The sequence below is a fragment of the Halolamina pelagica genome (genome assembly GCF_001307315.1).
In the GTDB taxonomy this organism is placed as follows: domain Archaea; phylum Halobacteriota; class Halobacteria; order Halobacteriales; family Haloferacaceae; genus Halolamina; species Halolamina pelagica_B.
Genome location: NZ_LGUC01000001.1, coordinates 1388145 through 1407711, shown reverse-complemented (window position 1 = coordinate 1407711; position 19567 = coordinate 1388145). Strand labels below are relative to the sequence as shown.

Here is a 19567-nt window from a genome sequence, read left to right as displayed (position 1 = left end):
GTATCGACCGCCGAAAGCCGTTTCCCTTCTCACGCGTCTCTGACGATGGTTGAGAAGTTCTCGCCGGCGGCGTACGCCGCGACGGCGGTGACGAGGAAGCCGGCGGCACCCAGACCGACCTGAGCGGTCGATCCGGGCGCACCGCCGAGAACGAACACCGCGATTCCGATCCAGACGAGCGGGACCGCGAGCATCGCCCACGCGCCGGCCGAGTTAGCCCGCCCGGGGAGGTCCTCGGTCCGGAGCACGTCGGGGTAGAGCAGCCCCATCTCCTTGACGCGGGGTACGCGAGGTAGAACAGCGGCGGGCCGAGCACGATCGCCGACACCGCGTTGTTCGTCAGGATGATCGGCCCCAGCACCGAGAACGGGACGAGTTCCAGCGCGTCGACGACCCAGGCGATGATCGCCGCACACGCCGCCGCGGCCGCGACGGCGACGGCGACGTACTCGATCAGCTGTCTGAGCCGCTGGCTACGGAAGTCGGGCTCCTCGCCGCTGGAGAGCGGGCCGAGGTTCCCCAGAGCTTGTAGCCGACCAGGCCGAAGAAGAAGTTCCCGACGAACCCGCCGACGCTCCCGGGCCGAACGTCCCCCCGAACACGTCGCCGATGAGGTTCCCGATCGCCGATCCCCAGGCCGCCGCCGGGCCGAACGCGATGCCGAAGAACACCGGCAGGACGTTCGCGGGGCGAATACTCGTCAGCCCCGGAAGGATCGTGAACAGCTTGAACGGGATCAACAGTGCCGCGTACACCGCCGCGACGACGGCCACCAGCATTACCATCCGCGTGTCGCGCCACATCGTGAGTAGTTCTCGCATGGAACGAATGCATGGCCTGCACAGAAGGGTATAAATCCTCCGTCACTACCCGATAGCTATCCACGAACGTGGAATGCGTGGAATAAACGACGGGGCCCGCTCAGTCGTGCCGGAACGCGCGCTGCCCGGTCAGTACCATCGTCAGGCCGAGTTCGTCGGCGGCCTCGATCACGTCGTCGTCGTTCACGGAGCCGCCGGGCTGGATCACTGCCTCCACGCCGGCGTCGGCGGCCGCCTCGACGGCGTCCGGGAACGGGAAGAACGCGTCCGAAGCGACGACGGCACCTTCGGCGGACTTGCCCTCGGCGTCCTTCTCGGCTTTCATCGCCGCCAGGTCGACGGCGTCGACGCGGGACACCTGCCCCATGCCGACGCCGACGGTCTCGGTGCCGTCGGCGATGAGGATGCCGTTTGACTTGACGTGTTTGAGCACCTTCCAGGCGAACAACATCGACTCGAGCTGTTCGTCCGTGGGCTCGCGCTCGGTGACCACTTCGAGGTCCTCGCGGGTGATCGTCGAGCGGTCCCGCTCCTGGACGAGTCGCCCGCCGACGAGCGCCTTCTCGGTGAAGCGCTCGGTGCGGTCCGCGGGGCCGAGCGTGTTGTCCTCGGTTCGGTCGCCCACGTCCAGCACGCGGAGGTTGTCCTTCTCGGTCAGGGTGTCGAGCGCGTCGTCGGTGTAGCCGGGGGCGACGACGACCTCCTTGAACGAGTCGACGATCTCCGTCGCCGTCTCGGCGTCGCACTCGCGGTTGAGCGCGACGATGCCGCCGAAGGCGGACTTGGCGTCGGTCGCGAGTGCGTCGCGGTAGGCGTCGGCTAGCGTGTCGGCGGTCGCACAGCCGGCGGGGTTGGTGTGCTTGATGACTGCCGCGGCCGGCTCCTCGAACTCCTTGATCAGGTTCAGCGCGCCGTCGGCGTCGTTGTAGTTGTTGTACGACAGCGCCTTGGCGCCCTCGTTCAGCTGGGGCGCGTGGACGACGCTCGGCTCCTCGCTCGCGTCGCTCGCGTACACCGCCGCGTCCTGGTGGGGGTTCTCCCCGTAGCGGAGGTCGTCCTCGCGGCGGTTCGAGACGGTCCGGCGCGCCGGGAGGTCGCCGCGAACGTCGGTCGCGAGGTCGACGCCGACAGGGCGACCCTGGTCGTCGCGTTCGACCTCGACGGCGCCCTCCGCGAACCAGCGGATCGCCCGCGGGTAGGCCTCGAACTCCGCGTCGTGGAGCACGCGCTCTTTCAGCGACGCCTCGTCGTCGTCCTCGAACACCGGCACGGACTCCTGGGTGACGATGGGGCCGTCGTCGACGGCCTCGGTGGCGACGTGGACCGTCGCCCCCGTCGTGCGGACGTTCGCGTCGAGCACCTGGGCGTGGGCGTCCGCGCCCGGGAACGCCGGCAGCAGCGACGGGTGGATGTTGAGGACAGTGTCGACACTGTCCAGAAATTCCGGGCTCAGGACCCGCATGAACCCGTCCAGACAGACCACGTCGAACTCGTACTCAGCCAGCGCGTCGAGCAGTCGGGCCTCGTGGGATTCGCGAGACTCGTCGTCGCCGCGCTCGACTGCGACGGTCGGGACGCCTCGAGCCGCGGCGTCGTCGAGCACCGGCGCGTCCTCACCGTTCGCGACGACGACCGAGAGCTCGGCGCCACCGGGCGAAATGTCCGCAATGTGCAGAAGGTTTCGACCGCGGTTGCCCGCGATACCGGCGATCTTCATACTCGAGTGGCCGTACGACCGGCCAAAGAGCGTTGCGATCGAACGCGAACCGATACGCATGATCGAGCATAGATTCGCGGCAGTATCCGGTTTTAAACCCGGGACGTATGCACAGGTGTGTGCTGTCGTCGCCGCGGCTCCGGCAGGGTTTTGTGACTGCCCGGGCGAGCCATCGGCATGACGGAGCTCTCCCGTTCATCCCCGTTGGCTGCGGTCTCACCGCTCGACGGCCGGTACGCGTCCAAAACAGCCGACCTGGTGCCGTACGCGAGCGAGGCCGCGCTGATCGAGGCGCGCCTGCGCGTCGAAGTGACGTACCTACTCGCGCTCGCGGACGCCGACGGCGTCGACTGCGAGGTCACCGCCGAGGAGCGCGCCCACCTCCGCGAGGTCGTCGACGGGTTCGACGCCGACGACGCCGCGCTGGTCAAGCAGATCGAAACCGAGGGCACCGAGGAGTTCGCGGCCACCCGTCACGACGTGAAGGCGATCGAGTACTTCCTGCGGACCGAGACGCCCGAGCGACTCCACCCCTGGATCCACTTCGGCCTCACCAGCGAGGACGTGAACAACCTCGCCCACCGCCTGAACGCCAAAGGCGCCGTCGAGGAGGTGCTGTTGCCGGAGATCGAGGCGCTGCGGGCGTCACTGACCGAGATGGCGCGCGAGCACCGCGACGTGGCGATGCTCGCCCGTACGCACGGCCAGCCGGCGACGCCGACGACGTTCGGCAAGGAGATGGCCGTGTTCGCGGCCCGACTCGGCCGCGCTGAGGCACGGCTGCGTGCGGCCGTCGACGAGCTCTCGGGCAAACTCGCCGGCGCCTCGGGCACGTACGCCGCCCACGTCGCCGCCTACCCCGACGTGGACTGGCGCGCGTTCTCCGCGGCGTTCGTCGACGACCTCGGCCTCGACCACACGCCCCTCGCGACCCAGATCAACCCCTGCGACGATCTCGCGGCGCTGTTCGACGCGCTTTCGGGGGTGAACAACGTGCTGCTCGACCTCGATCGCGACGTGTGGCGCTACGTGTCGGATCGCTACCTCGGCCAGGAGAGCGAGGCCGGCGAGACCGGCTCGTCGACGATGCCCCACAAGGTCAATCCGATCGACTTCGAGAACAGCGAGGGGAACCTCTCGAAGGCGAACGCGGATCTGACGTTCCTCCGGGACTACGTCACCTCCTCTCGGCTCCAGCGTGATCTCTCGGACTCGACAGTCAAGCGCAACGTCGGCGCCGCCTTCGCCCACTGTCTGATCGGCTACCGCAAGACGGCGACCGGACTGGGGAAAGTCGTCCCCAACGAACAGGTGATGCGCGAGGAGTTGGAGACCACCCCCGAGATCATCGGCGAGGCGGTCCAGACGATCCTCCGCCGCGAGGGCGACACCGAGGCCTACGAGCGGGTGAAGGAGCTGACCCGGGGCCAGCGCGTGACGCTCGCGGATTTCCGGGAGCTGTTCGACGACCTCGACGTGGACGAGGCGGTACGCGCGGAGCTCCGAGCGCTCACGCCGGCGGGCTACACCGGCGTCGCCGACGAACTCGTCGACGAACTCGACTAACGGGCGTCGTCGTCACGCTCGTCGTCCCGCTCACGCTCGTCGACACCCCACGCCGCGTCGCTGCCCCCTCCCCATGGCTCTCCGGGGCCTCCTCGGCCTCGTCATCGGCCGTGTCCGTCCGCGCCGTTCGCTCGGCCTCGTCGCGGCTCATCGTCTCGCCGGCGGCCGTCTCGCTGTCGATGGCGTACCAGAGGCCGATCGTTCCCGCGATCGAGAGCACGACGAGGAGGGCAAACAGCGCACCAGCGGCGGGCATAGTGGGGTGGCGGACCGCAGGCCGGAAAGCCGTTTCGGGGGTAGATTTTTGCTCGGTTCGGCCAAACTCGCTGTCGCATGTGCCCTCCGACGGACGATACGGGAGTTCACGATCGTGAGAACGGCTGCCCGAAGTGTGGCCACGCCGAGACCGAGATCGACGAGATCGCCACCAGCGGCACCGGCCTCTCGAAGATGTTCGACGTACAGAACCGCAGTTTCAAGGTAGTGACCTGCACGAACTGCGGCTACTCGGAGCTGTACAAGGGGACGAGCTCCGGCAACATGGTCGACCTGTTCCTCGGGTAGCTACTTCGAAACCGCGGTGACGACGGGGATGTCGACGCTCTCGTCGACGCTGTCCGTCGTCGAGCCGAACACCACGCGCTTGAGGTGGCTCTTCGTCGGCGCGCCCATGATGATGGCGTCGTAGTACGCCGACTGCTCGGCGATAGCCGCCGCCGGGTCGTCCGCCTCGTACAGCCAGGTGTCGAACTCCTCGAAATCGCCGAGATGCCCCCGGGCGTCCGCGAGATGGCCCGCCGCCGCCGAGCGTCGGTCGGCGTCGGCCCCGGTGGGCACGACGGTGAACAGTTCGATCCACGCGTTCTCCCGGTCGGCCAGCGCCCGCGCCACCCGAACCGTGAGTTCGGTGTGTGGCCCGCCGGCGACCGGGACGAGAATCGACGCCAGATCGTCCAACTCGCCGTTGCCGTTGGCGACGACGGTGTCGATGGGGCTGTTGTCGACGATGCGGTCGGTCGTCTCCCGGCGAAGCCCCGTGCCGGGCGTCTCGGACGACGGTCGCTCCACGGTCACGACGTCGGCGCCGGCGTCGACGGCCTCCTGTGCGACGATATCGGCGGGCGAGCGCCCCGTACCGACGGCGCTCTCGGTACACGCGAACTGGACCGGCGGCCCGTCGGCTCGGGCCGCCGTTGACGACCCTTGTGCGTCGGGCACCCGCCCGGGCGAGAGGAGGCGCACCGGCCGGTCGGCCTCCCTCGCAAGCGCGAACGAGAGTTCGCGTGCCTGTGTGTCCCCGGTTGGGTCGAGCAGTGTCCCCAGCACTGGTCGCCCGTTCCGGGGGCTGGTCCCATCCTCTCCCATACGCATCTGGTCTATTCCGGATCCACATAAGCGACCCGCAGTAATTCCTGAACGCCGGAGACGGGCCAGAAATTCCGCCAATTTCGGGCGTTTCAGCCGATCCCCGTCACAGGGCGTCCCCTAGCCCGCCGGTACGGAGGGACCCCAGGTTCCGCCACGCCCAGTAGCCGACGCCGGTCCCCATCAGCGCCGCCGAGAGCAGGTAGCCGAGCAGCTGCAGGTCGAACACGTCGCCCGGCTCGGCGAGCGCGTAGACGACCCCCTCCCCGCCGAAGCCGACGACGAACAGCGTCGCGACGGCGGCGGCCGCCGCTGCGCCGAGCGCACGCCACCCGCCGCTCGACCCTTCGAACACCACGACCGCGCCGACGAACACCGCCGCCGTCGCGGTCACGTAGATCGGCAGTCGAGTGGTGGTGTGGTGGACCGCGCCGTCAGCCAGCCCGACCAGCCCGACGAAGCTCGCGGTGAGCGCGAGCGTCGAGGCGACAACCAGCGCGAGCACGCGGCCCAGGCGCACACTGTCGGCGAACGCTCCCATGCGGCGACGAACTCGGGGCGCGACCAAAAATCCGCGTGTGACGCTCAGTTCGACAGCGGGCTGTCGCCGCCGAGCAGCCGCTCGGTCGACTTTCGGAGGGCGGTCGCCGCCGCCCGCACCGACGGGATGTCGACGTACTCCCGCTCGGCGTGGGCGACCGCCCCGGCCTCGTCGGCGAGGTGGCCGGGCCCGAACACGACGGTCGGCGTCGGCGCGAAGTACGACGCCTCCGTGGCCGCGCCGAACGGCCGAACCGCCCCGCGCTGGCCGAAGCCCGCCGCATCGCCCGCAGCCGCCGCGGCGTCGGCGAGCGCGTCGACGACCGGCTCCCCCGGATCGGTGGCGAAGGCCTCCAAAAACGGGGTCTCGCGCGCGGTCAGCGAGACGGACACCGACGGGTCGGCGCCGACCGACCGCCGGAGCTGCGCCTCGAGCGCCCGACGGAACCCCGCGGCCGTCTCGGGCGGGACGCTCCGGCGATCGACGGTGATCGTACAGCCCGCGGGCACCTGGTTCGTCGACTCGCCGCCCTCGATAGCGGTGGGGACCAGCGTCGCCTCGCCCAACTGGGAGTGGGCGGCCACGTTGTCGAACGACTCCAGCGCGTCGAGGGCACGCCCTGCGGCCGACACGGCGTTCACCCCCGACTCGGGGCTGGCGGCGTGGGCGGCTGTCCCCTCGATCGAGACCGTTCCCTCGAACCGCCCGCGGGCGGCAGTACAGACATCGAGGCCGGTTGGTTCCCCGACGACGTACGCGTCCGGCGCCGGGTCCGCCGCCGGGAGCGGGTCGACGCTCGCCCCCGCCTCGCCCGGGCCACCCGGGGCGACCTCGCCGGTCATCAGCGCGTGGGCGCCGGTAGAGAGCAGTTCCTCGTCCGGCGTGACCGCGAGCGTGAGCGTTCCTTGCTCGATCTCCGCGGCGAGGAAGGCGCCGACCAGCGCCGCCAACGGCCCCTTCGCGTCGCAGGCCCCCGGCCGCGAACGATGTCGCCGTCGCGCTCGAACGCGACGTGCGGCGAGACGGTGTCGAGGTGGGTGTTGAGCACGAGGTGGGGGCTGCCAGCCCCCCGACTGACACGGACGTTCCCGGCAGCGTCGACGCGGGGGTCGTGGCCGCCCTTCCGGAGCACGTCGAGCAGCAGGTCGCGCGCGGCCGCCACGTCGCTCGTCGAGTCCGCCCTGACCGCGGCCTCGAGGAACTCGATGGGGTCGAAGCTCACGGCTCGCCCCCCGCGGGGAGCGTTCCCTCGAAGCGCTTTGCAGCGGGCCCGCGCAGCCGCGCCGGGCCGTCGTCGGGGACGGCGACGCCGAGGTCGCCACCCGGCGGGGACACGGAGATCCACCCCCATCGGCGGCGTCGGGGAGCCGGCCGAGTCGCCTCGCTGCGGCGGCGACGGCGACGGCGCCGGTGCCACAGGCACGGGTCTCCCCCTCGACGCCGCGCTCGTACGTCCGCTGGCGGAAGCCGTCGGCGGCCGGCGACGCGAACGTGACGTTCGCGCCCTCGGGGAACGCGTCGGCGTGGCGGATCGGCGGCGCGACGGCGTCGATCTGCACCGCGTCCACGTCGCCGACGAAGACGACGGCGTGCGGGACGCCGGTGTTCACGGCCGTCACGGACAGCCCCGCCGAGGCTGTGCCGGCGAGTTCGTCGAGTGTCGCGTCGATCAGGGGCGCGTCGCCCGCAAGCGGCACCGCCTCGGGATCGAACGTCGGTGTGCCCATCTCGACGGCCACTGACCCATCGTCGACGACCGCGCGCCGGCTCCCTGCCGGGGTGTCGATAGCGACCCTCGACCCCGCCGAGCGCGCGGCCGCCCACGCGGCCACACAGCGGGCGCCGTTGCCACACATCTCGGCGACCGAGCCGTCGGGTTGGACCAGCGTCATCGTCACCCGCGCGGGGTCGCCGTCGTCCGCGAGCGAGAGGAACAGCACGCCGTCGGCGCCGCGGCGGCCACCGGAGCCGTCGGTCACGCCCGTCTCCCGGTCGCAGTGAGCGCGGGCGAACGCCGCGCGGTCCTCGATAGACGCGGTCTCGGCGTCTACGACGACGAAGTCGTTGCCCGCGCCGTCGTACTTCTCGAACGGAACCGTCATCGGTCACACTCCTTGCCCCGGCGCTTTTGCTCTTCCGGGGCGTCGAGCCTGGCCACGTCAGCGAGCGACTCCCGCCGGCGGAGCGGGTCGCCGTCGACGGTCACCTCCGCGGGCCGCGGCCGGGAGTTGTACGTCGACGCCATCTCGTAGCCGTACGCGCCGGCGTTCCCGATCGCCAGGAGATCGCCCAGCGCGGGGCGGGGGAGCGGTCGGTTCTCACAGAGCAGGTCCGCGGTCTCACACGCCGGGCCGGCGACGGTGACCCCGACCTGCCCGCGGTCGCTCGCCTCCGGTGCCAGGCTCCGAACCGCGTGGTACGCGTCGTACATCGCCGGGCGGAGCAGCGTCGTCATCCCGGCGTCGACGCCGGCGACCACCATCTCGGGCGTCTCCTTCACGGTGTTCACCCGGGTCAGCAGGACGCCGGCGTCCGCGACGACGTAGCGTCCGGGCTCGATCGCGAGCGTCGCGTCGACCTCGCCGAGCGCCGCTCGCGTCGCTTCAGCGACGGCGTCGAGGTCGAGCGCGGGCGCGTCCCCCCGGTACGGGACGCCGAACCCGCCGCCCACGTCGATCGTCCCGACCGGGATCCCCTCGGCGTCGAGCGTCCGGGCCAACTCTCCCAGCCGGCGGACGAGCTCGCGGTGGTCGGCGAGATCATCGCCCGAGATGCCCGAGCCGGCGTGGGCGTGGATGCCGGCGAACTCGAACGCGCGGTCGATCCGGGCGGCGAGCGCCGGCGCGCGGTCGAGGCCGACGCCGAACTTCGGGTGGCCGCCGGTGACGACCTTCTCGTGGTGGCCGGCGCCGACGCCGGGGTTGACCCGGAGCCGGAGGCGGCCGTCGAAGCCTCGCTCGGCGAGCCGGTCGATCGTGTCCGCGGCACCCGCCGTGATCGTGAGGTCGGGGTTCGCCTCCCAGGCGTCGACGACGACGGCGAGATCCCTCGCGGGCGGATTGACCGCGGTGTAGGTCACCGCCGATCCGGGAACGCCGGCGTCGAGGGCGCGCACCACCTCGCCCGCGGAGGCGCACTCGATCGCCAGTCCGGCGTCGTGAACGGTTTCGAGGGTTCGGCGGGCGGTGTGAGCCTTCGCGGCGTACTGGATCTCGGCGTCGGGGAACGCATTTTGGAGCCGGCGGCAGTTCTCGCGGACTCGCGCCGGATCGAACACGTACAGCGGCGTCCCGTGCTCGTCGGCGAGGCTGGTTAGTCGCTCGCGGTCCCAGTCCGCGAGCCGGCGGACGGCGGGGGCGGCGCCGAGGCTCTCCTGCTCGTCGATCGTGTCGTCGGTCATTCTCGGAGTGCGCCTTCGCGCTGGGTCGCTTCGAGCGTCTCCCGTTCGAGGCTCGTCGCGACGACGGCGGGCTTGTACGCCTTCCCCGGGATAAGCTCCGCCTCGGAGACCGAGGACTCGACGTAGCGCTGGAACGCGCGGCGCTCCGGCGGCAGCTTCCCGTAGTGAACCTCGTCCTCCACGAGGTCGTACACCGGAATCCGCGGTGTGAGCAACGTATCCTCGGCGACGACGGCGTTCTCGCCGACGACGAAGCCCGAGGTGACCCGACAGCCCGCGCCCAGCGAGACGCCGTCCTCGACGACCACCGGTGTGTCCTCGACTGGTTCGAGCACGCCGCCGATCAGCGTGTTCGCGCCGAGCTTGACCCCCTCGCCGATCTGGGCGCAGGAGCCGACCACGTCGTTGGAGTCGACGAGGCTGTCGTCGCCGACGTGGGCGCCGATGTTGACGAAGCTGGGCGACATCATGATCACGTCCGAACCGAGGTACGACCCCGGGCGGAGGACGGTGCCGTCGGGCGTGTTCCGCGTTCCGCGCTCGCCGAGGTCGTCGGTCGCCCGCAGCGGGAGCACGTCGTAGTAGTCGACGCCGCCATACGTACGGGGTCGGGTCTCACGCAGGCCGAAGTTGAGCAGGACGCCCTGCTTGACCCACTCGACGGCCTCCCACTCCGCGGGGCCGACCTGCTCGGCGGCGCGGTGCTCGCCGGCCTCCAGCGCGGCGAGGAAGGCGTCGAGCGTCTCCAGTTCCCTGCTGCCGGCGTCGGCGGCGGTGAGTCCGTCTTGGTAGCGGTGCCACAGGTCCGAAATCTCGTGTTCGAGGCTCATTGGTAGTGGATGGTGGGTTGGTGAGGGTTCAATCCTGCAGTAGTTCGGCGAACTCGTAGCGGCCGGGGTCGCGATCGACGAGGGCTACGGCGGCGTCCAGCGCCCCCTGGGCGAACACGCCGCGGTCGCCGGCGGCGTGGGAGAGCGACACCGTCTCGCGGTTGCCCGCGAACAGCACCTCGTGCTCGCCGGTCACGTCGCCGGCACGGCGGGCATGGACGCCGATCTCGTCGGGGTCGCGCGGCTGCTCGCCCGCACGGCCGTGTTGGCGCGCAGTCAGGTCCGGGCGCTCACGCTCGACATCCTCGACGAGTGTGAGCGCGGTGCCGCTCGGCGCGTCGCGCTTCCCGTTGTGGTGCGTTTCGGTGACCTCCACGTCGTAGCCCGGGAGCGAGGCCGCGGCCTCCCGGATCGCGCCGCGGAGCGCGGCGATCCCCCGCGAGAAGTTGCTGGCGTGGAGCACCGGCACCGACCCGCTCGCCTCGTCGAGCGCACCGAGCGGGTCGGCGTCGTGGCCCTCGAGCCCGGTGGTTCCGGTGACGAACGCGACGCCGTGCGCGGCGGCGGTTCCGGCGTACTCCGCAGTGGCTTCCGGGGCGGTGAAGTCGACGACGGCGTCGACGCTCGCTTCCCCGCTCAGCGTCGCGTCGAGGTGCGTGCCGACCGCGGCTTCGGCGGTGACCGATCCGGGCGTCCGGGCGACGGCGGCGACGGCCTGCACGTCCGCGCGGTCGCCGGCGGCGGCGAGCAGTTCCTCGCCCATCCGGCCGCTGGCGCCGGTGACGACAATCCGGGCCGGCTCCGGGGCGCTTTCGGCCGCCATCAGGCGGGCACCTCCGGCGTCGGCTCCGCGGCGAGTGCCGCGAGCGCCTCGCGCAGGTCGGCGCGCTTCTCGGTGGAGAGCCGGGTGAGAGGGGAGCGAACGTGCGGCGGGTGGCCCTCGCGGATCGCCATCGCCTCCTTCACCGGAATCGGGTTGGTCTCGACGAACAACTCGCGGACGAGGGGCGCGAGCTCGTAATGCAGATCGCGGGCGCGGTCCATGTGTCCCGCCAGCGCGGCGCCAACCATCGCGCCGGTGCGCTCGGGCTCGACGTTGGCGACGACGCTGATGGTGCCCGTCCCGCCCAGCGAACAGATCGGGAGGGTGAGCCCGTCGTCGCCCGAGAGCACGGAGAACTGCTCGTCGCTCGTGCGCTCGATCACCTCGGAGACGCGGCCGAGGTCGCCGCTGGCGGCCTTGTACCCCTGGATGGTGGGGTGTTCGGCGAGTTCGGCGACCACGTCGACGGGGACGTTCCGGCCAGTGCGCGAGGGACGTTGTAGACGATGCTCGGCAGGTCGACGGCGTCGGCGATCGTGCGGTAGTGGTCCAGGTAGCCCGCGGCCTCCGGCTTGTTGTAGTACGGCGAGATCAGCAGGACGGCGTCGGCGCCGGCGGTCTCGGCGTCCTCGGCGAGGCTGACCGCCTCGTGTGTCGCGTTCGAGCCGGCGCCGGCGATCACTGGCACGTCCTCGACGGCGTCGACGACGGTTTCGACGACCTGTGCGTGTTCGTCGTGGGTCAGCGTCGCGGACTCGCCGGTCGAGCCGACGGGGACGAGGCCGTCGACGCCGGCAGCTTCGAGGCGCTGGGCGTCGGCGGCGAGTTGATCGTGGTCGATGCGTCGGTCCTCCCGGAAGGGAGTGGTCATGGCGGGGAACACCCCGCTGAACGGTGTCGTCATTGGTGTGTCGCGGTCACGGACGTTGGCAGTCGCTGCGTGGTGCAGTCGGGAGTCCACCGACGACCGGGCGCGACACCGGCCGACAGCGGGAGAATCAGCGTTTACGTCGTTTACCGCGGGCGAAGACGACGGCCGAGGCTCGGCGGGGGGCGTACGCGCCGAGGTCGGCCGTCCGGGTCACGTCAGGGACGGGGTCGTCGACGAACATAACGGTTCTGCTCCGCCGCCGCCGCGAGACGGTGTTTTTTAACAGATGCCGGGAAACGAACGCATAATGACCGAGATTCACGAGGGCCAACGCGTCGCGGTGCTGGCCGACGCGCAGAACCTCTATCACACGGCCCAGAGCATCTACTCCCGGAACATCGACTACTCCGCGCTGCTGGAGAAGGCGGTGATGGGCCGCGAACTCGTGCGGGCGCTGGCGTACGTCATCCGCGCGGACTCCCCGGAGGAGGAGTCGTTCTTCGAGGCGCTGGAGGACATCGGCTTCGAGCGCAAGATCAAGGAGATCAAGACGTTCGGCGACGGCTCGAAGAAGGCCGACTGGGACGTGGGTATCGTGCTCGACGCGGTCACCCTGGCGGAGAAAGTCGACACGCTGGTGCTCGCCTCCGGCGACGGCGACTTCGCGCGGCTCTGCTCGCACCTGCGCCACGAGGGCGTCCGCGTCGAGGTGTTCTGTTTCGAGAGCTCGACCGCCGAGGAGCTGATCGAGGCCGCCGACGCGTTCCACGACATGGCCGAGCGCGAGGAGGAGTTTCTACTGTAGGGTAATCCGCCCCCGGGCTTCGAGACGCTTTTCCCCGGCGCGTCCGCCCGTTCGGGCATGGCCAAGACCTCGCGTGCGGACCTGCGGACCACGGCCGACTACCAGTTCGGCCGCGGCGCCGGCGACGCGCTGTTCCCCGCGGAGGCCCACCTCGAGATCGACTACTCCACCGGCGGCCGCCCCAGCCAGATCCACGCCCCGGACGGCCGGCTGGCGTCGATGGGTACCGACGGCCGGTTCACGCTCGGCTTCGCGGGCGGGCGGCGCCTCCACGACCACCTCGACGCCCCCGCCTACCGCGTCTACGTCGGCGACGAGTCCGAACCGTTCGTCCGCGACGGCGAGAACACGTTCGCGAAGTTCGTCGACGACTGCGGCTCGGAGATCCGCCCGGGCGACGAGGTGCTGGTGGTCCACGAGGGCGGCGAACTGCTGGGCGTCGGCCGCGCGGAGCTCTCGGCGACGGGGATGCAGGATTTCCAAACCGGGATGGCGGTGATGGTTCGAGAGGGCGTCGAGGAGTACGTGGACGCCGAGGCGTAGCTGTAGCTTCGAGGCGCCGACTTACAGCCCCAACGCGGTCACGATCGGGACGCCTGCAGCGACCGAGCCGAGCAGGTAGCCGCCGATCGCGCCGCCGTTGAGCAGCGGCAAGCCGGCGTGGGCACGCCCGGCGAACACCATCCGCAGCAGGACGAACAGCCCGAGGAACGTCCCGACCATCGCCGTCAGCGCGGGGAGGTTCATCGCCAGACCGACGCCGATATCGAGCGGCGCCGCCGGCGAGAAGTGTGCGGCGCTCGCGACGAGCACCGTCGGCATCACGGCGTCGCCGAGCCCGATGAAGAAGGCGTCGCGGTCGGCCACGTCCGGCCCCTCGCCCTCGACGGCCGCCTCGTCGGCCGGCGAGGACGCCTCGGCGTCGGTCCCGTCCGCCCGGTCGTCGGCTTCGCTCGCTTCGCCGCTCTCGGCCTCCGGCTCGTCGTCTTCCGGCAGGATCGAGAACCCCAGCGTGAGCGGGATCACCAGCACGACCGGGACGCGGAGATCCATCACGCCCTCCGCGAGTTCGAGCATGTGTTCGGTGCCGTAGACGGAGATGGCGTCGTACACCGCGAGCACCGCGAGCAGGAGGATCGCCGGCAGGATACCGAAGCTGATCCCGAACAGGCCGGCGGCGCCGGCGCCCATCACCACCCCGGCGGCGTCGATGACGTACCACTCGGGGTACACCCAGAGCGCGACCGCGACCAGCGCCGACAGCGGAATCGCGGCGATGGCTGGGAGGAACACGCCGAGGACGTACCACGCGAGCAGGCCGCTGGTGAACACGACGAACGCCCGGACCACCCAGTCGAACTCGTACTTGAACGCTGCCAGCATCAGCGCCGTCATCACGAGGATCAGCCCGATATACACCAGGCTGTTCGTGGGGTTCTGTGGGTTCTCGAACTGCTGGTAGCCGCTGGCCTCGAAGGAGGGCACGAGTGCGAGCGCGCCCAGTTGGACGAGCAGGAAGACGAGCGCCGCGAACGCGGCCCCGCGGAACGCACGAGAGGTCATTGCCGGCCGTTCGCTCGCGCGGGGTTTGGCGGTTGTGGTCCGGCCGTGTTACCGTGCGTACAGCTTCTGGCCCACCAGCGCGGTGAGCCCGTCGCGGTTCGAGGGCGACACCGCGACGTAGGGTTGGGAGACGGGGCCGAACACGTCGACGACGCGCCCGACGGTGTCGAGGCTCTCGTCGACGACGGTCTGGCCGATCTCGGGGTGGTCGCTGTCGGGACAGCGCGCGATCGCGAGTCCCTGGGCGGTCCGGGCGACCGTACCGACTCGCTCCATCAGTCCCGAAGGATCGCGACGTACGCCGCGATCGCCTGCACGAGGTCGTTCTTCGTCGCGTCGTCTGCGCCCTGGACGAGCACGCGCCCGCGGGGTTCGAACTCGCGGGAGTAGCTCTTGTCGCGTTCGACGACGGCGTCGTAGCCCACCTGCTGGACCGCCTTCGCGATCTCGTCGACCGTCGGGTCCTCGACGGCCTCGTCCAGCGGCACCCGGCGGCCCTCCGAACGACTGTACGCCGCGTCGAGGTACGCGGGGTAGACGACGTTCTCGATCATGCGAGAGCAGACGCCGTCGTCGGGGAAAGCGGTTTTGATGCCGCTCAGTCGCGACGACCGAGCAGCGCTGCGCCCGCGCCGAGGGCGGCGACGGCGGCACCGGCGCCGAAGCCGGGGCCTTCAGTCGTGGTCGGCTGCTCGGGCGTCGGCGTCGCCTCGGTCGTCGCTTCGGTCGGGGTCGCAGTCGGCGTGGCCGTCTCCGTGCCGACGCTGACCTCACTCCGTGCGGTCCACTCCGCGCTCGCGGCCGCGTCGGGGTGGAACCCTTCGGTCAGGTTCCGCGTCGAGTACACGACCGAGCGCGGCGCGGGCTGGCTCAGGTAGTTCGGGTCGACGACCACGCTCGCGTTGTTCTGCCCGGCGGTCGTCGACGCGTAGGGCTCCTGTGTGATCAGGCTGGTCAGCCCTTCCTGCAGCACCAGCATCTCGGGGTTCAGCTCGAGGATCGTCTCGTCGGAGACCTGGTAGGGGTAGGAGCTGTTGAACGCCTCGACGGCGAGGTTCGTGCCGCCAGCGGCCTCGGCCATCGCGTTGATGAACGTGTTGCCACCGACCAGCGAGCCGCCGCTGAGGGGGATCAGCAGCTCGGGCGACTCCGTGTCGGCCGTGACCTCCTGTGCGGTCTCGACGTTCGCGTTCATCCACGCGTTCGCTTCGGCGGCGCCCTCACAGTTCCCGGTGAGCTTGCCGATCCGCGTGGTCTTGTTCGCCACGTCCTCGACCGAGGTGGCGGCCTCGAACTGGTACACCGTCATCCCCGCGTCCCGCAGCGCGCTCACGGTCTCCGCGGGCACGATGTTGGCCGCGAGCACGAGGTCGGCCTCGGTGCCGACAACCGCCTCCGTGCTGTAGCCGAAGCCGCTGGCGGAGACGTTGGTCCGGCTCTCGGCGCCGGCGAGGTAGTCGGCGTTACTACTGAGCCCGACCACCTGGTCTTTGCCACCGATCTCCCACATCGTCTGGGCCGCGCTGGCGCCGAGGGTCGTCACCGTCTCGGGCGGCTCTTCGAGGGTCACCTCGGTACCCGTCGCGTCGGTCAGGGTGAGCGGGAACGAGCAGTCGGGGACTTCTTGCTGTACCGCCGCGTCGGCGTCGGCGTTCGCGTGGGTCACCGACGCGCCGGACGCGCCGACGGCGCCGGCCGGCGCAACGGCCGCAAGAAGCGTACACAGTACGATCAGTAACGTTGTTCGCGTTCGCATCGACTGCTCCTCGCGTCTAGTGCAACAAGTATTTGTCTAACCCAACTCAGCTTTGGTACATGAGCGTGGCGAGGCGCGCGACCGGCTGGTCGGCTGGCTTAGCTGCCGCCCTCGCCGGCGTCGTCGTCGTCAGCGCGGGGATCGGTCCGGTTCCGGTTCCCGCCGAGACGGCGCTGAAGGCCGTTCTCGAAGCGATCGCGGTGCCGTCGCTCGCCGGCGGCGAGTTCGGCTGGCACCACCCCTTCGCGTTCTCGCTGCGGGCGTCCCACCGCGCGATCGTGATGCGGGTCAGGCTCCCGCGGATCCTGTTGGGTGCGTTGGTGGGGTTCGCCCTCGGCGCCGCGGGAACGGTGATGCAGGGGTTCTTCCGCAACCCGATGGCCGACCCTTCGATCATCGGCGTCTCCTCGGGCGCCGCCGTCGGCGCCGTCGCGTCGATCGTCGCCCCCGCCGTGATCCCGTTCGGGCTCGGGCTGGAGCCCGCAGCGTTCGCCGGCGCGCTGCTCACTGCCTTCGCCGTCTACGCCATCGCGACCGAGAACGGGCAGACGCCCGTGGCGACGCTGCTGCTGGCCGGCGTGGCCATCCAGACGTTCCTCGGCGCGGTCACCTCGTTTCTCCTGCTGCAGTCGGGCGAGAGCATGCGCCGCGTCGTCTACTGGCTGATGGGCCACCTCGACAACGCCGGCTGGGCGGACTTCGTCCCCGTGGCGGGCGTGCCGCTGCTCCCGCTGTTCGTCCTGGGCTGTTTCCTCGTGCTGCTGGCGTACGCTCGCGACCTGAACGTCATGCTGCTCGGCGAGGAGGAGGCCGCCGGCCTCGGTATCGAGGTCGAGCGCACCAAGCGCCTGCTGCTTGCGGTGTCGGCAGTCGTCACCGGCGCCGGCGTCGCCGTCTCGGGCGTCATCGGGTTCGTCGGGCTGATCGTCCCCCACGTGATGCGGCTCGTCGTCGGCCCCGATCACCGCATCCTCCTGCCGACGGCGGCGATCGCGGGCTCGGCGTTCCTCGTGGCCGCGGACACGGCCGCCCGGAGCGCCCCCCAGGAGCTCCCCGTGGGGATCGTCACTGCCGCAGTCGGCGCCCCGTTCTTCCTCTTTCTCCTGCGCAAACGGAGGGTCCACGAACTATGACCGACGATACCACCGACACGGCGATCCCGACCCCGGCTGCAGGTCCTGTGCTGTCGATCGACGGCCTCTCGGTCACGCTCGGGGAGACCGACGTTCTCGACGGCGTGAGCCTCGACGTCGACACCGGCGAACTCGTTGGGCTCGTCGGCCCCAACGGCGCCGGGAAGACGACCCTGCTCCGGACCGCTCGCGGCACGCTATCGCCCGACAGCGGCCAGGTCTGGGTCGCGGGCGACTCCGTTGGCGACCTCTCCGCGAAGGCGCTGGGCCGCCGGGTCGCGACCGTCCCGCAGGACACCGCCGTCTCCTTCGCGTTCACCGTCCGGGAGATCGTCGAGATGGGCCGGACCCCCACGTCCCGCGGTTCGGGACGATGGGCGACGCCGACCACGCGGCCGTCGAACGCGCGATGGAACGGACCGACATCGACGAGTTCGCCGAGCGACCCGTGACCGAGATCTCCGGCGGCGAGCGCTCGCGGGTGTTGCTGGCCCGCGCGCTCGCTCAGGAAACGCCGCTGCTGCTCCTCGACGAGCCGACCGCCAGCCTCGACCCGAACCACCGGCTCCGGACGTTCGAGACCGTCTCGGCGCTGGTCGACGAGGGGCGGGCGGCGATCGCCGCGATCCACGACCTCGACACCGCCGCACGGTACTGTGATCGGATCGTCGTCGTCGCCGACGGCGGAGTCGTCGCCGACGGCCCGCCGGCGTCGGTGCTCACCGGCTCGACGATCGGGCACGCGTTCGACGTGGACGCGGTCGTGACGCCCGACCCCGTCACCGAGCGCCCGCGGGTGACTGCCCTGCCAGACGTCGATCCGGACGCCGACGTGCCGGAGATCCCCCCCGTCGAGCGCGTCCACGTCGTCGCCGGGGCGGGCGGGCGGGCCCGCTACTGACACGCCTCGACCGCGCCGGACTCGAGGCGACGGTCGGTCCAGTGCCCACGGGCGACTCCGACGCCGCGGTCGCCGACGCGCTGGGGATGGAGACGCTCGCGGTCGGCGTGCTCGAGGGCGTCGACGATGGCGCACTCGAACGGTTGGGCGCGCTGGTCGGGCGGGCGGACGCCGTCGTGGTCGCCGACGTGGACCTCACGGCCGGGCTGGCGCCGGTGCTGTCGGCGGTCGCCGACAGCGAGACGCCGGCGTACTGCATCGAGGAGCGGCCGACGAACGAGCGGACGGTCGCCGAGGCCGCGGCGACGGCGTACCGCCGGCTCCGCGTCGGCGAGGCCGGCGTCGCCGCGTCGACGCCGGAGCTGCTCGACGTGCTCGCCTGAGTTCCGTCATCCTTACTCCCACCGGGCGCCGAGTCCGGGTATGATGCGGCCCTGTGTCGTCGTCCCCCGGGAGTCGGGCGAGGCGACTCGACAGCGTCTCGCCGAAGCCGACCTGATCGACCAGGCGTTCGGCATCGAGGTCGCGGACGGCGACCTGTTCATCCCCGTGACGGACCCGGAGTCGGTTCCGGCAGACATGGCGGTCACCGAGCGCGACGTGCCGTCTCGCACGCCCCAGCGCACGCCCGCGGACTTGCTGGGGTACGAACCCACCTACGAGCGACTGGGCGACGTGGTACTCGTCGACGAGGACGATCCCGACCGCGCCGCCGAAATCGCCGACGCCGTCGTCGAGTCCGACATCCCGGTCCGGAGCGTGCTCAACCGCGACTCGAAAGTGAAAGGCGAGACGCGCGTCCGGGACTGGGAGGTGCTGGCCGACGAGGACGGCGATCGATCGCCGACGGAGACGGTCCACCGCGAGTACGGCCACGAGTTCGTCGTCGACGTCGACGAGGTGTACTTCTCGCCGCGACTCGCCACCGAGCGCAATCGCGTCGTCGAGCAGGTCGAGCCCGGCGAGCACGCCCTGGACATGTTCGCCGGCGTCGGTCCCTACGCGATCCCGATGGCGAGCGCGGGCGCGGAGGTGGTGGCCTGCGACATCAACCCCGACGCGATCGCCTACCTCGAGGAGAACGCCGAGCGCAACGCCGTCGCCGACCGGATCACCACCCACGTCGGCGACGTACGGGAGCTGACTGCGGAGTACGCCGGCTGGGCGGATCGGCTGGTGATGAACCTCCCGCACACCGCCGCGGAGTTCGCCGACGCCGCCGTGGCGTTCGCCGGTGAGTCGTGTGTGGTGCATCTGTACGACATCCAGCACGAGGACGCCCCCTTCGAACGGGCGACGACGGCGCTCGAGACGGCGGCCGGCGACGAGTACGCGGTGACGGTGCTGGAGGAGCGCGTCGTGCGATCCTACGCTCCCCACGAACTGAACGTCTGCCTGGACGCGCGGCTGGACCGGATCGACTGACTGCGCCGGGTTTCGGAACCCTTATGTCCGCGTTGCCGGTACAAGGGGAT

The 19567-nt window shown here is 70.9% G+C and carries 22 protein-coding genes and 3 pseudogenes; 9 read left to right on the top strand and 16 right to left on the bottom strand.

Annotated elements, in window-relative coordinates; genetic code table 11:
- Positions 1 to 29: 29 nt before the first annotated feature.
- The 3 genes from SY89_RS17645 to purH form a co-directional block, all read right to left on the bottom strand.
- Positions 30 to 269, bottom strand: a complete 240-nt coding sequence (locus SY89_RS17645; protein ID WP_054583728.1) for a hypothetical protein — start codon at positions 267 to 269, stop codon at positions 30 to 32.
- Between the two features lie 204 nt (positions 270 to 473).
- Positions 474 to 821 (bottom strand): QueT transporter family protein, encoded by a 348-nt coding sequence (locus SY89_RS17640; RefSeq protein ID WP_054583727.1) that lies wholly within the window; start codon positions 819 to 821, stop codon positions 474 to 476.
- A gap of 100 nt (positions 822 to 921) precedes the next feature.
- Positions 922 to 2538, bottom strand: coding sequence for a bifunctional phosphoribosylaminoimidazolecarboxamide formyltransferase/IMP cyclohydrolase (purH, locus tag SY89_RS07405; protein ID WP_054583726.1), 1617 nt, complete (start codon positions 2536 to 2538; stop codon positions 922 to 924).
- A 177-nt stretch (positions 2539 to 2715) separates the two neighbouring features.
- Between purH and purB the strand changes: the two genes are divergently transcribed.
- On the top strand, positions 2716 to 4104 hold the full coding sequence (gene purB / locus SY89_RS07400) for an adenylosuccinate lyase (protein ID WP_054583725.1): 1389 nt from the start codon (positions 2716 to 2718) through the stop codon (positions 4102 to 4104).
- Here the strand turns inward: purB and SY89_RS07395 are convergent.
- Positions 4049 to 4360: a hypothetical protein gene (locus tag SY89_RS07395; RefSeq protein ID WP_054583724.1), complete on the bottom strand. Its 312-nt coding sequence runs from the start codon at positions 4358 to 4360 to the stop codon at positions 4049 to 4051. The two genes, purB and SY89_RS07395, sit on opposite strands and share 56 nt — an antisense overlap.
- A gap of 77 nt (positions 4361 to 4437) precedes the next feature.
- Here SY89_RS07395 and SY89_RS07390 point away from each other — a divergent pair, with 77 nt between their 5' ends.
- Positions 4438 to 4668: a zinc ribbon domain-containing protein gene (locus tag SY89_RS07390; RefSeq protein WP_054583723.1), complete on the top strand. Its 231-nt coding sequence runs from the start codon at positions 4438 to 4440 to the stop codon at positions 4666 to 4668.
- Here the strand turns inward: SY89_RS07390 and SY89_RS07385 are convergent, their stop codons facing one another.
- From SY89_RS07385 to dapA, 8 genes and pseudogenes are all read right to left on the bottom strand, one after another.
- Entirely contained in the window at positions 4669 to 5469 is an 801-nt protein-coding gene (locus SY89_RS07385) for a universal stress protein (RefSeq protein WP_054583722.1), read from the bottom strand.
- A gap of 106 nt (positions 5470 to 5575) precedes the next feature.
- Positions 5576 to 6010, bottom strand: a complete 435-nt coding sequence (locus SY89_RS17190; RefSeq protein WP_054583721.1) for a hypothetical protein — start codon at positions 6008 to 6010, stop codon at positions 5576 to 5578.
- Positions 6011 to 6054: 44 nt separating this feature from the next.
- Positions 6055 to 7232: pseudogene (locus SY89_RS07375) on the bottom strand (M20/M25/M40 family metallo-hydrolase).
- A pseudogene (gene dapF, locus SY89_RS15855) lies at positions 7229 to 8112 on the bottom strand (diaminopimelate epimerase). The pseudogenes SY89_RS07375 and dapF overlap by 4 nt, the downstream one beginning before the upstream one ends.
- On the bottom strand, positions 8109 to 9410 hold the full coding sequence (lysA, locus tag SY89_RS07365; protein ID WP_054583719.1) for a diaminopimelate decarboxylase: 1302 nt from the start codon (positions 9408 to 9410) through the stop codon (positions 8109 to 8111). The pseudogene dapF and the gene lysA overlap by 4 nt, the downstream one beginning before the upstream one ends.
- Positions 9407 to 10240, bottom strand: coding sequence for a 2,3,4,5-tetrahydropyridine-2,6-dicarboxylate N-succinyltransferase (locus SY89_RS07360; protein WP_054583718.1), 834 nt, complete (start codon positions 10238 to 10240; stop codon positions 9407 to 9409). Before SY89_RS07360 ends, lysA begins: the two co-directional genes overlap by 4 nt.
- 28 nt (positions 10241 to 10268) lie before the next feature.
- Positions 10269 to 11063, bottom strand: a complete 795-nt coding sequence (gene dapB, locus SY89_RS07355) for a 4-hydroxy-tetrahydrodipicolinate reductase (protein WP_054583717.1) — start codon at positions 11061 to 11063, stop codon at positions 10269 to 10271.
- A pseudogene (gene dapA, locus SY89_RS07350) lies at positions 11063 to 11967 on the bottom strand (4-hydroxy-tetrahydrodipicolinate synthase). Before dapA ends, dapB begins: the two are co-directional and overlap by 1 nt.
- 274 nt (positions 11968 to 12241) lie before the next feature.
- Here dapA and SY89_RS07345 point away from each other — a divergent pair.
- Together SY89_RS07345 and SY89_RS07340 are read left to right on the top strand one after the other, a co-directional pair.
- Positions 12242 to 12739, top strand: coding sequence for a LabA-like NYN domain-containing protein (locus tag SY89_RS07345; RefSeq protein WP_054583716.1), 498 nt, complete (start codon positions 12242 to 12244; stop codon positions 12737 to 12739).
- Between the two features lie 57 nt (positions 12740 to 12796).
- Positions 12797 to 13282 (top strand): PUA domain-containing protein, encoded by a 486-nt coding sequence (locus SY89_RS07340; protein ID WP_054583715.1) that lies wholly within the window; start codon positions 12797 to 12799, stop codon positions 13280 to 13282.
- A gap of 21 nt (positions 13283 to 13303) precedes the next feature.
- Here the strand turns inward: SY89_RS07340 and SY89_RS07335 are convergent, their stop codons facing one another.
- Genes SY89_RS07335 through SY89_RS07320 form a run of 4 tightly spaced genes read right to left on the bottom strand, consistent with a single transcriptional unit; the run spans position 13304 to position 16058 of the window.
- Positions 13304 to 14302 (bottom strand): presenilin family intramembrane aspartyl protease PSH, encoded by a 999-nt coding sequence (locus SY89_RS07335; RefSeq protein WP_054583714.1) that lies wholly within the window; start codon positions 14300 to 14302, stop codon positions 13304 to 13306.
- Between the two features lie 48 nt (positions 14303 to 14350).
- Positions 14351 to 14578, bottom strand: coding sequence for an H/ACA ribonucleoprotein complex subunit GAR1 (locus SY89_RS18250; RefSeq protein ID WP_054583713.1), 228 nt, complete (start codon positions 14576 to 14578; stop codon positions 14351 to 14353).
- Entirely contained in the window at positions 14578 to 14856 is a 279-nt protein-coding gene (gene srp19 / locus SY89_RS18245) for a signal recognition particle subunit SRP19 (protein ID WP_054583712.1), read from the bottom strand. The genes SY89_RS18250 and srp19 overlap by 1 nt, the downstream gene beginning before the upstream one ends.
- Positions 14857 to 14900: 44 nt before the next feature.
- Positions 14901 to 16058, bottom strand: coding sequence for a PGF-CTERM-anchored ABC transporter substrate-binding protein (locus SY89_RS07320; protein WP_054583711.1), 1158 nt, complete (start codon positions 16056 to 16058; stop codon positions 14901 to 14903).
- Positions 16059 to 16117: 59 nt separating this feature from the next.
- Between SY89_RS07320 and btuC the strand changes: the two genes are divergently transcribed.
- The 5 genes from btuC to SY89_RS07305 are packed head-to-tail and all read left to right on the top strand — an operon-like array spanning position 16118 to position 19517.
- Positions 16118 to 17191, top strand: a complete 1074-nt coding sequence (btuC, locus tag SY89_RS07315) for a vitamin B12 ABC transporter permease BtuC (RefSeq protein WP_054583710.1) — start codon at positions 16118 to 16120, stop codon at positions 17189 to 17191.
- Positions 17188 to 17643: an ATP-binding cassette domain-containing protein gene (locus tag SY89_RS19055; protein ID WP_275575400.1), complete on the top strand. Its 456-nt coding sequence runs from the start codon at positions 17188 to 17190 to the stop codon at positions 17641 to 17643. Before btuC ends, SY89_RS19055 begins: the two co-directional genes overlap by 4 nt.
- Positions 17565 to 18092: an ATP-binding cassette domain-containing protein gene (locus SY89_RS19050; RefSeq protein ID WP_275575399.1), complete on the top strand. Its 528-nt coding sequence runs from the start codon at positions 17565 to 17567 to the stop codon at positions 18090 to 18092. Before SY89_RS19055 ends, SY89_RS19050 begins: the two co-directional genes overlap by 79 nt.
- 41 nt (positions 18093 to 18133) lie before the next feature.
- Positions 18134 to 18475, top strand: a complete 342-nt coding sequence (locus SY89_RS18240) for a hypothetical protein (RefSeq protein WP_239685538.1) — start codon at positions 18134 to 18136, stop codon at positions 18473 to 18475.
- Positions 18476 to 18515: 40 nt separating this feature from the next.
- Positions 18516 to 19517, top strand: coding sequence for a class I SAM-dependent methyltransferase (locus tag SY89_RS07305; RefSeq protein ID WP_054583709.1), 1002 nt, complete (start codon positions 18516 to 18518; stop codon positions 19515 to 19517).
- Positions 19518 to 19567 lie beyond the last annotated feature (50 nt).

Coding starts and splice junctions, on each gene's coding strand:
- btuC (WP_054583710.1), top strand. CDS start 16,118: ATGAGCGTGGCGAGGCGCGCGACCGGCTGGTCGGCTGGCTTAGCTGCC.
- SY89_RS07385 (WP_054583722.1), bottom strand. CDS start 5,469: ATGGGAGAGGATGGGACCAGCCCCCGGAACGGGCGACCAGTGCTGGGG.
- SY89_RS17645 (WP_054583728.1), bottom strand. CDS start 269: ATGGGGCTGCTCTACCCCGACGTGCTCCGGACCGAGGACCTCCCCGGG.
- SY89_RS17190 (WP_054583721.1), bottom strand. CDS start 6,010: ATGGGAGCGTTCGCCGACAGTGTGCGCCTGGGCCGCGTGCTCGCGCTG.
- SY89_RS07395 (WP_054583724.1), bottom strand. CDS start 4,360: ATGCCCGCCGCTGGTGCGCTGTTTGCCCTCCTCGTCGTGCTCTCGATC.
- SY89_RS07390 (WP_054583723.1), top strand. CDS start 4,438: ATGTGCCCTCCGACGGACGATACGGGAGTTCACGATCGTGAGAACGGC.
- SY89_RS07360 (WP_054583718.1), bottom strand. CDS start 10,240: ATGAGCCTCGAACACGAGATTTCGGACCTGTGGCACCGCTACCAAGAC.
- SY89_RS18250 (WP_054583713.1), bottom strand. CDS start 14,578: ATGGAGCGAGTCGGTACGGTCGCCCGGACCGCCCAGGGACTCGCGATC.
- SY89_RS07320 (WP_054583711.1), bottom strand. CDS start 16,058: ATGCGAACGCGAACAACGTTACTGATCGTACTGTGTACGCTTCTTGCG.
- SY89_RS17640 (WP_054583727.1), bottom strand. CDS start 821: ATGCGAGAACTACTCACGATGTGGCGCGACACGCGGATGGTAATGCTG.
- SY89_RS19055 (WP_275575400.1), top strand. CDS start 17,188: ATGACCGACGATACCACCGACACGGCGATCCCGACCCCGGCTGCAGGT.
- SY89_RS07335 (WP_054583714.1), bottom strand. CDS start 14,302: ATGACCTCTCGTGCGTTCCGCGGGGCCGCGTTCGCGGCGCTCGTCTTC.
- dapB (WP_054583717.1), bottom strand. CDS start 11,063: ATGGCGGCCGAAAGCGCCCCGGAGCCGGCCCGGATTGTCGTCACCGGC.
- purH (WP_054583726.1), bottom strand. CDS start 2,538: ATGAAGATCGCCGGTATCGCGGGCAACCGCGGTCGAAACCTTCTGCAC.
- SY89_RS07345 (WP_054583716.1), top strand. CDS start 12,242: ATGACCGAGATTCACGAGGGCCAACGCGTCGCGGTGCTGGCCGACGCG.
- SY89_RS19050 (WP_275575399.1), top strand. CDS start 17,565: ATGGGCGACGCCGACCACGCGGCCGTCGAACGCGCGATGGAACGGACC.
- purB (WP_054583725.1), top strand. CDS start 2,716: ATGACGGAGCTCTCCCGTTCATCCCCGTTGGCTGCGGTCTCACCGCTC.
- SY89_RS07340 (WP_054583715.1), top strand. CDS start 12,797: ATGGCCAAGACCTCGCGTGCGGACCTGCGGACCACGGCCGACTACCAG.
- lysA (WP_054583719.1), bottom strand. CDS start 9,410: ATGACCGACGACACGATCGACGAGCAGGAGAGCCTCGGCGCCGCCCCC.
- SY89_RS07305 (WP_054583709.1), top strand. CDS start 18,516: ATGATGCGGCCCTGTGTCGTCGTCCCCCGGGAGTCGGGCGAGGCGACT.
- srp19 (WP_054583712.1), bottom strand. CDS start 14,856: ATGATCGAGAACGTCGTCTACCCCGCGTACCTCGACGCGGCGTACAGT.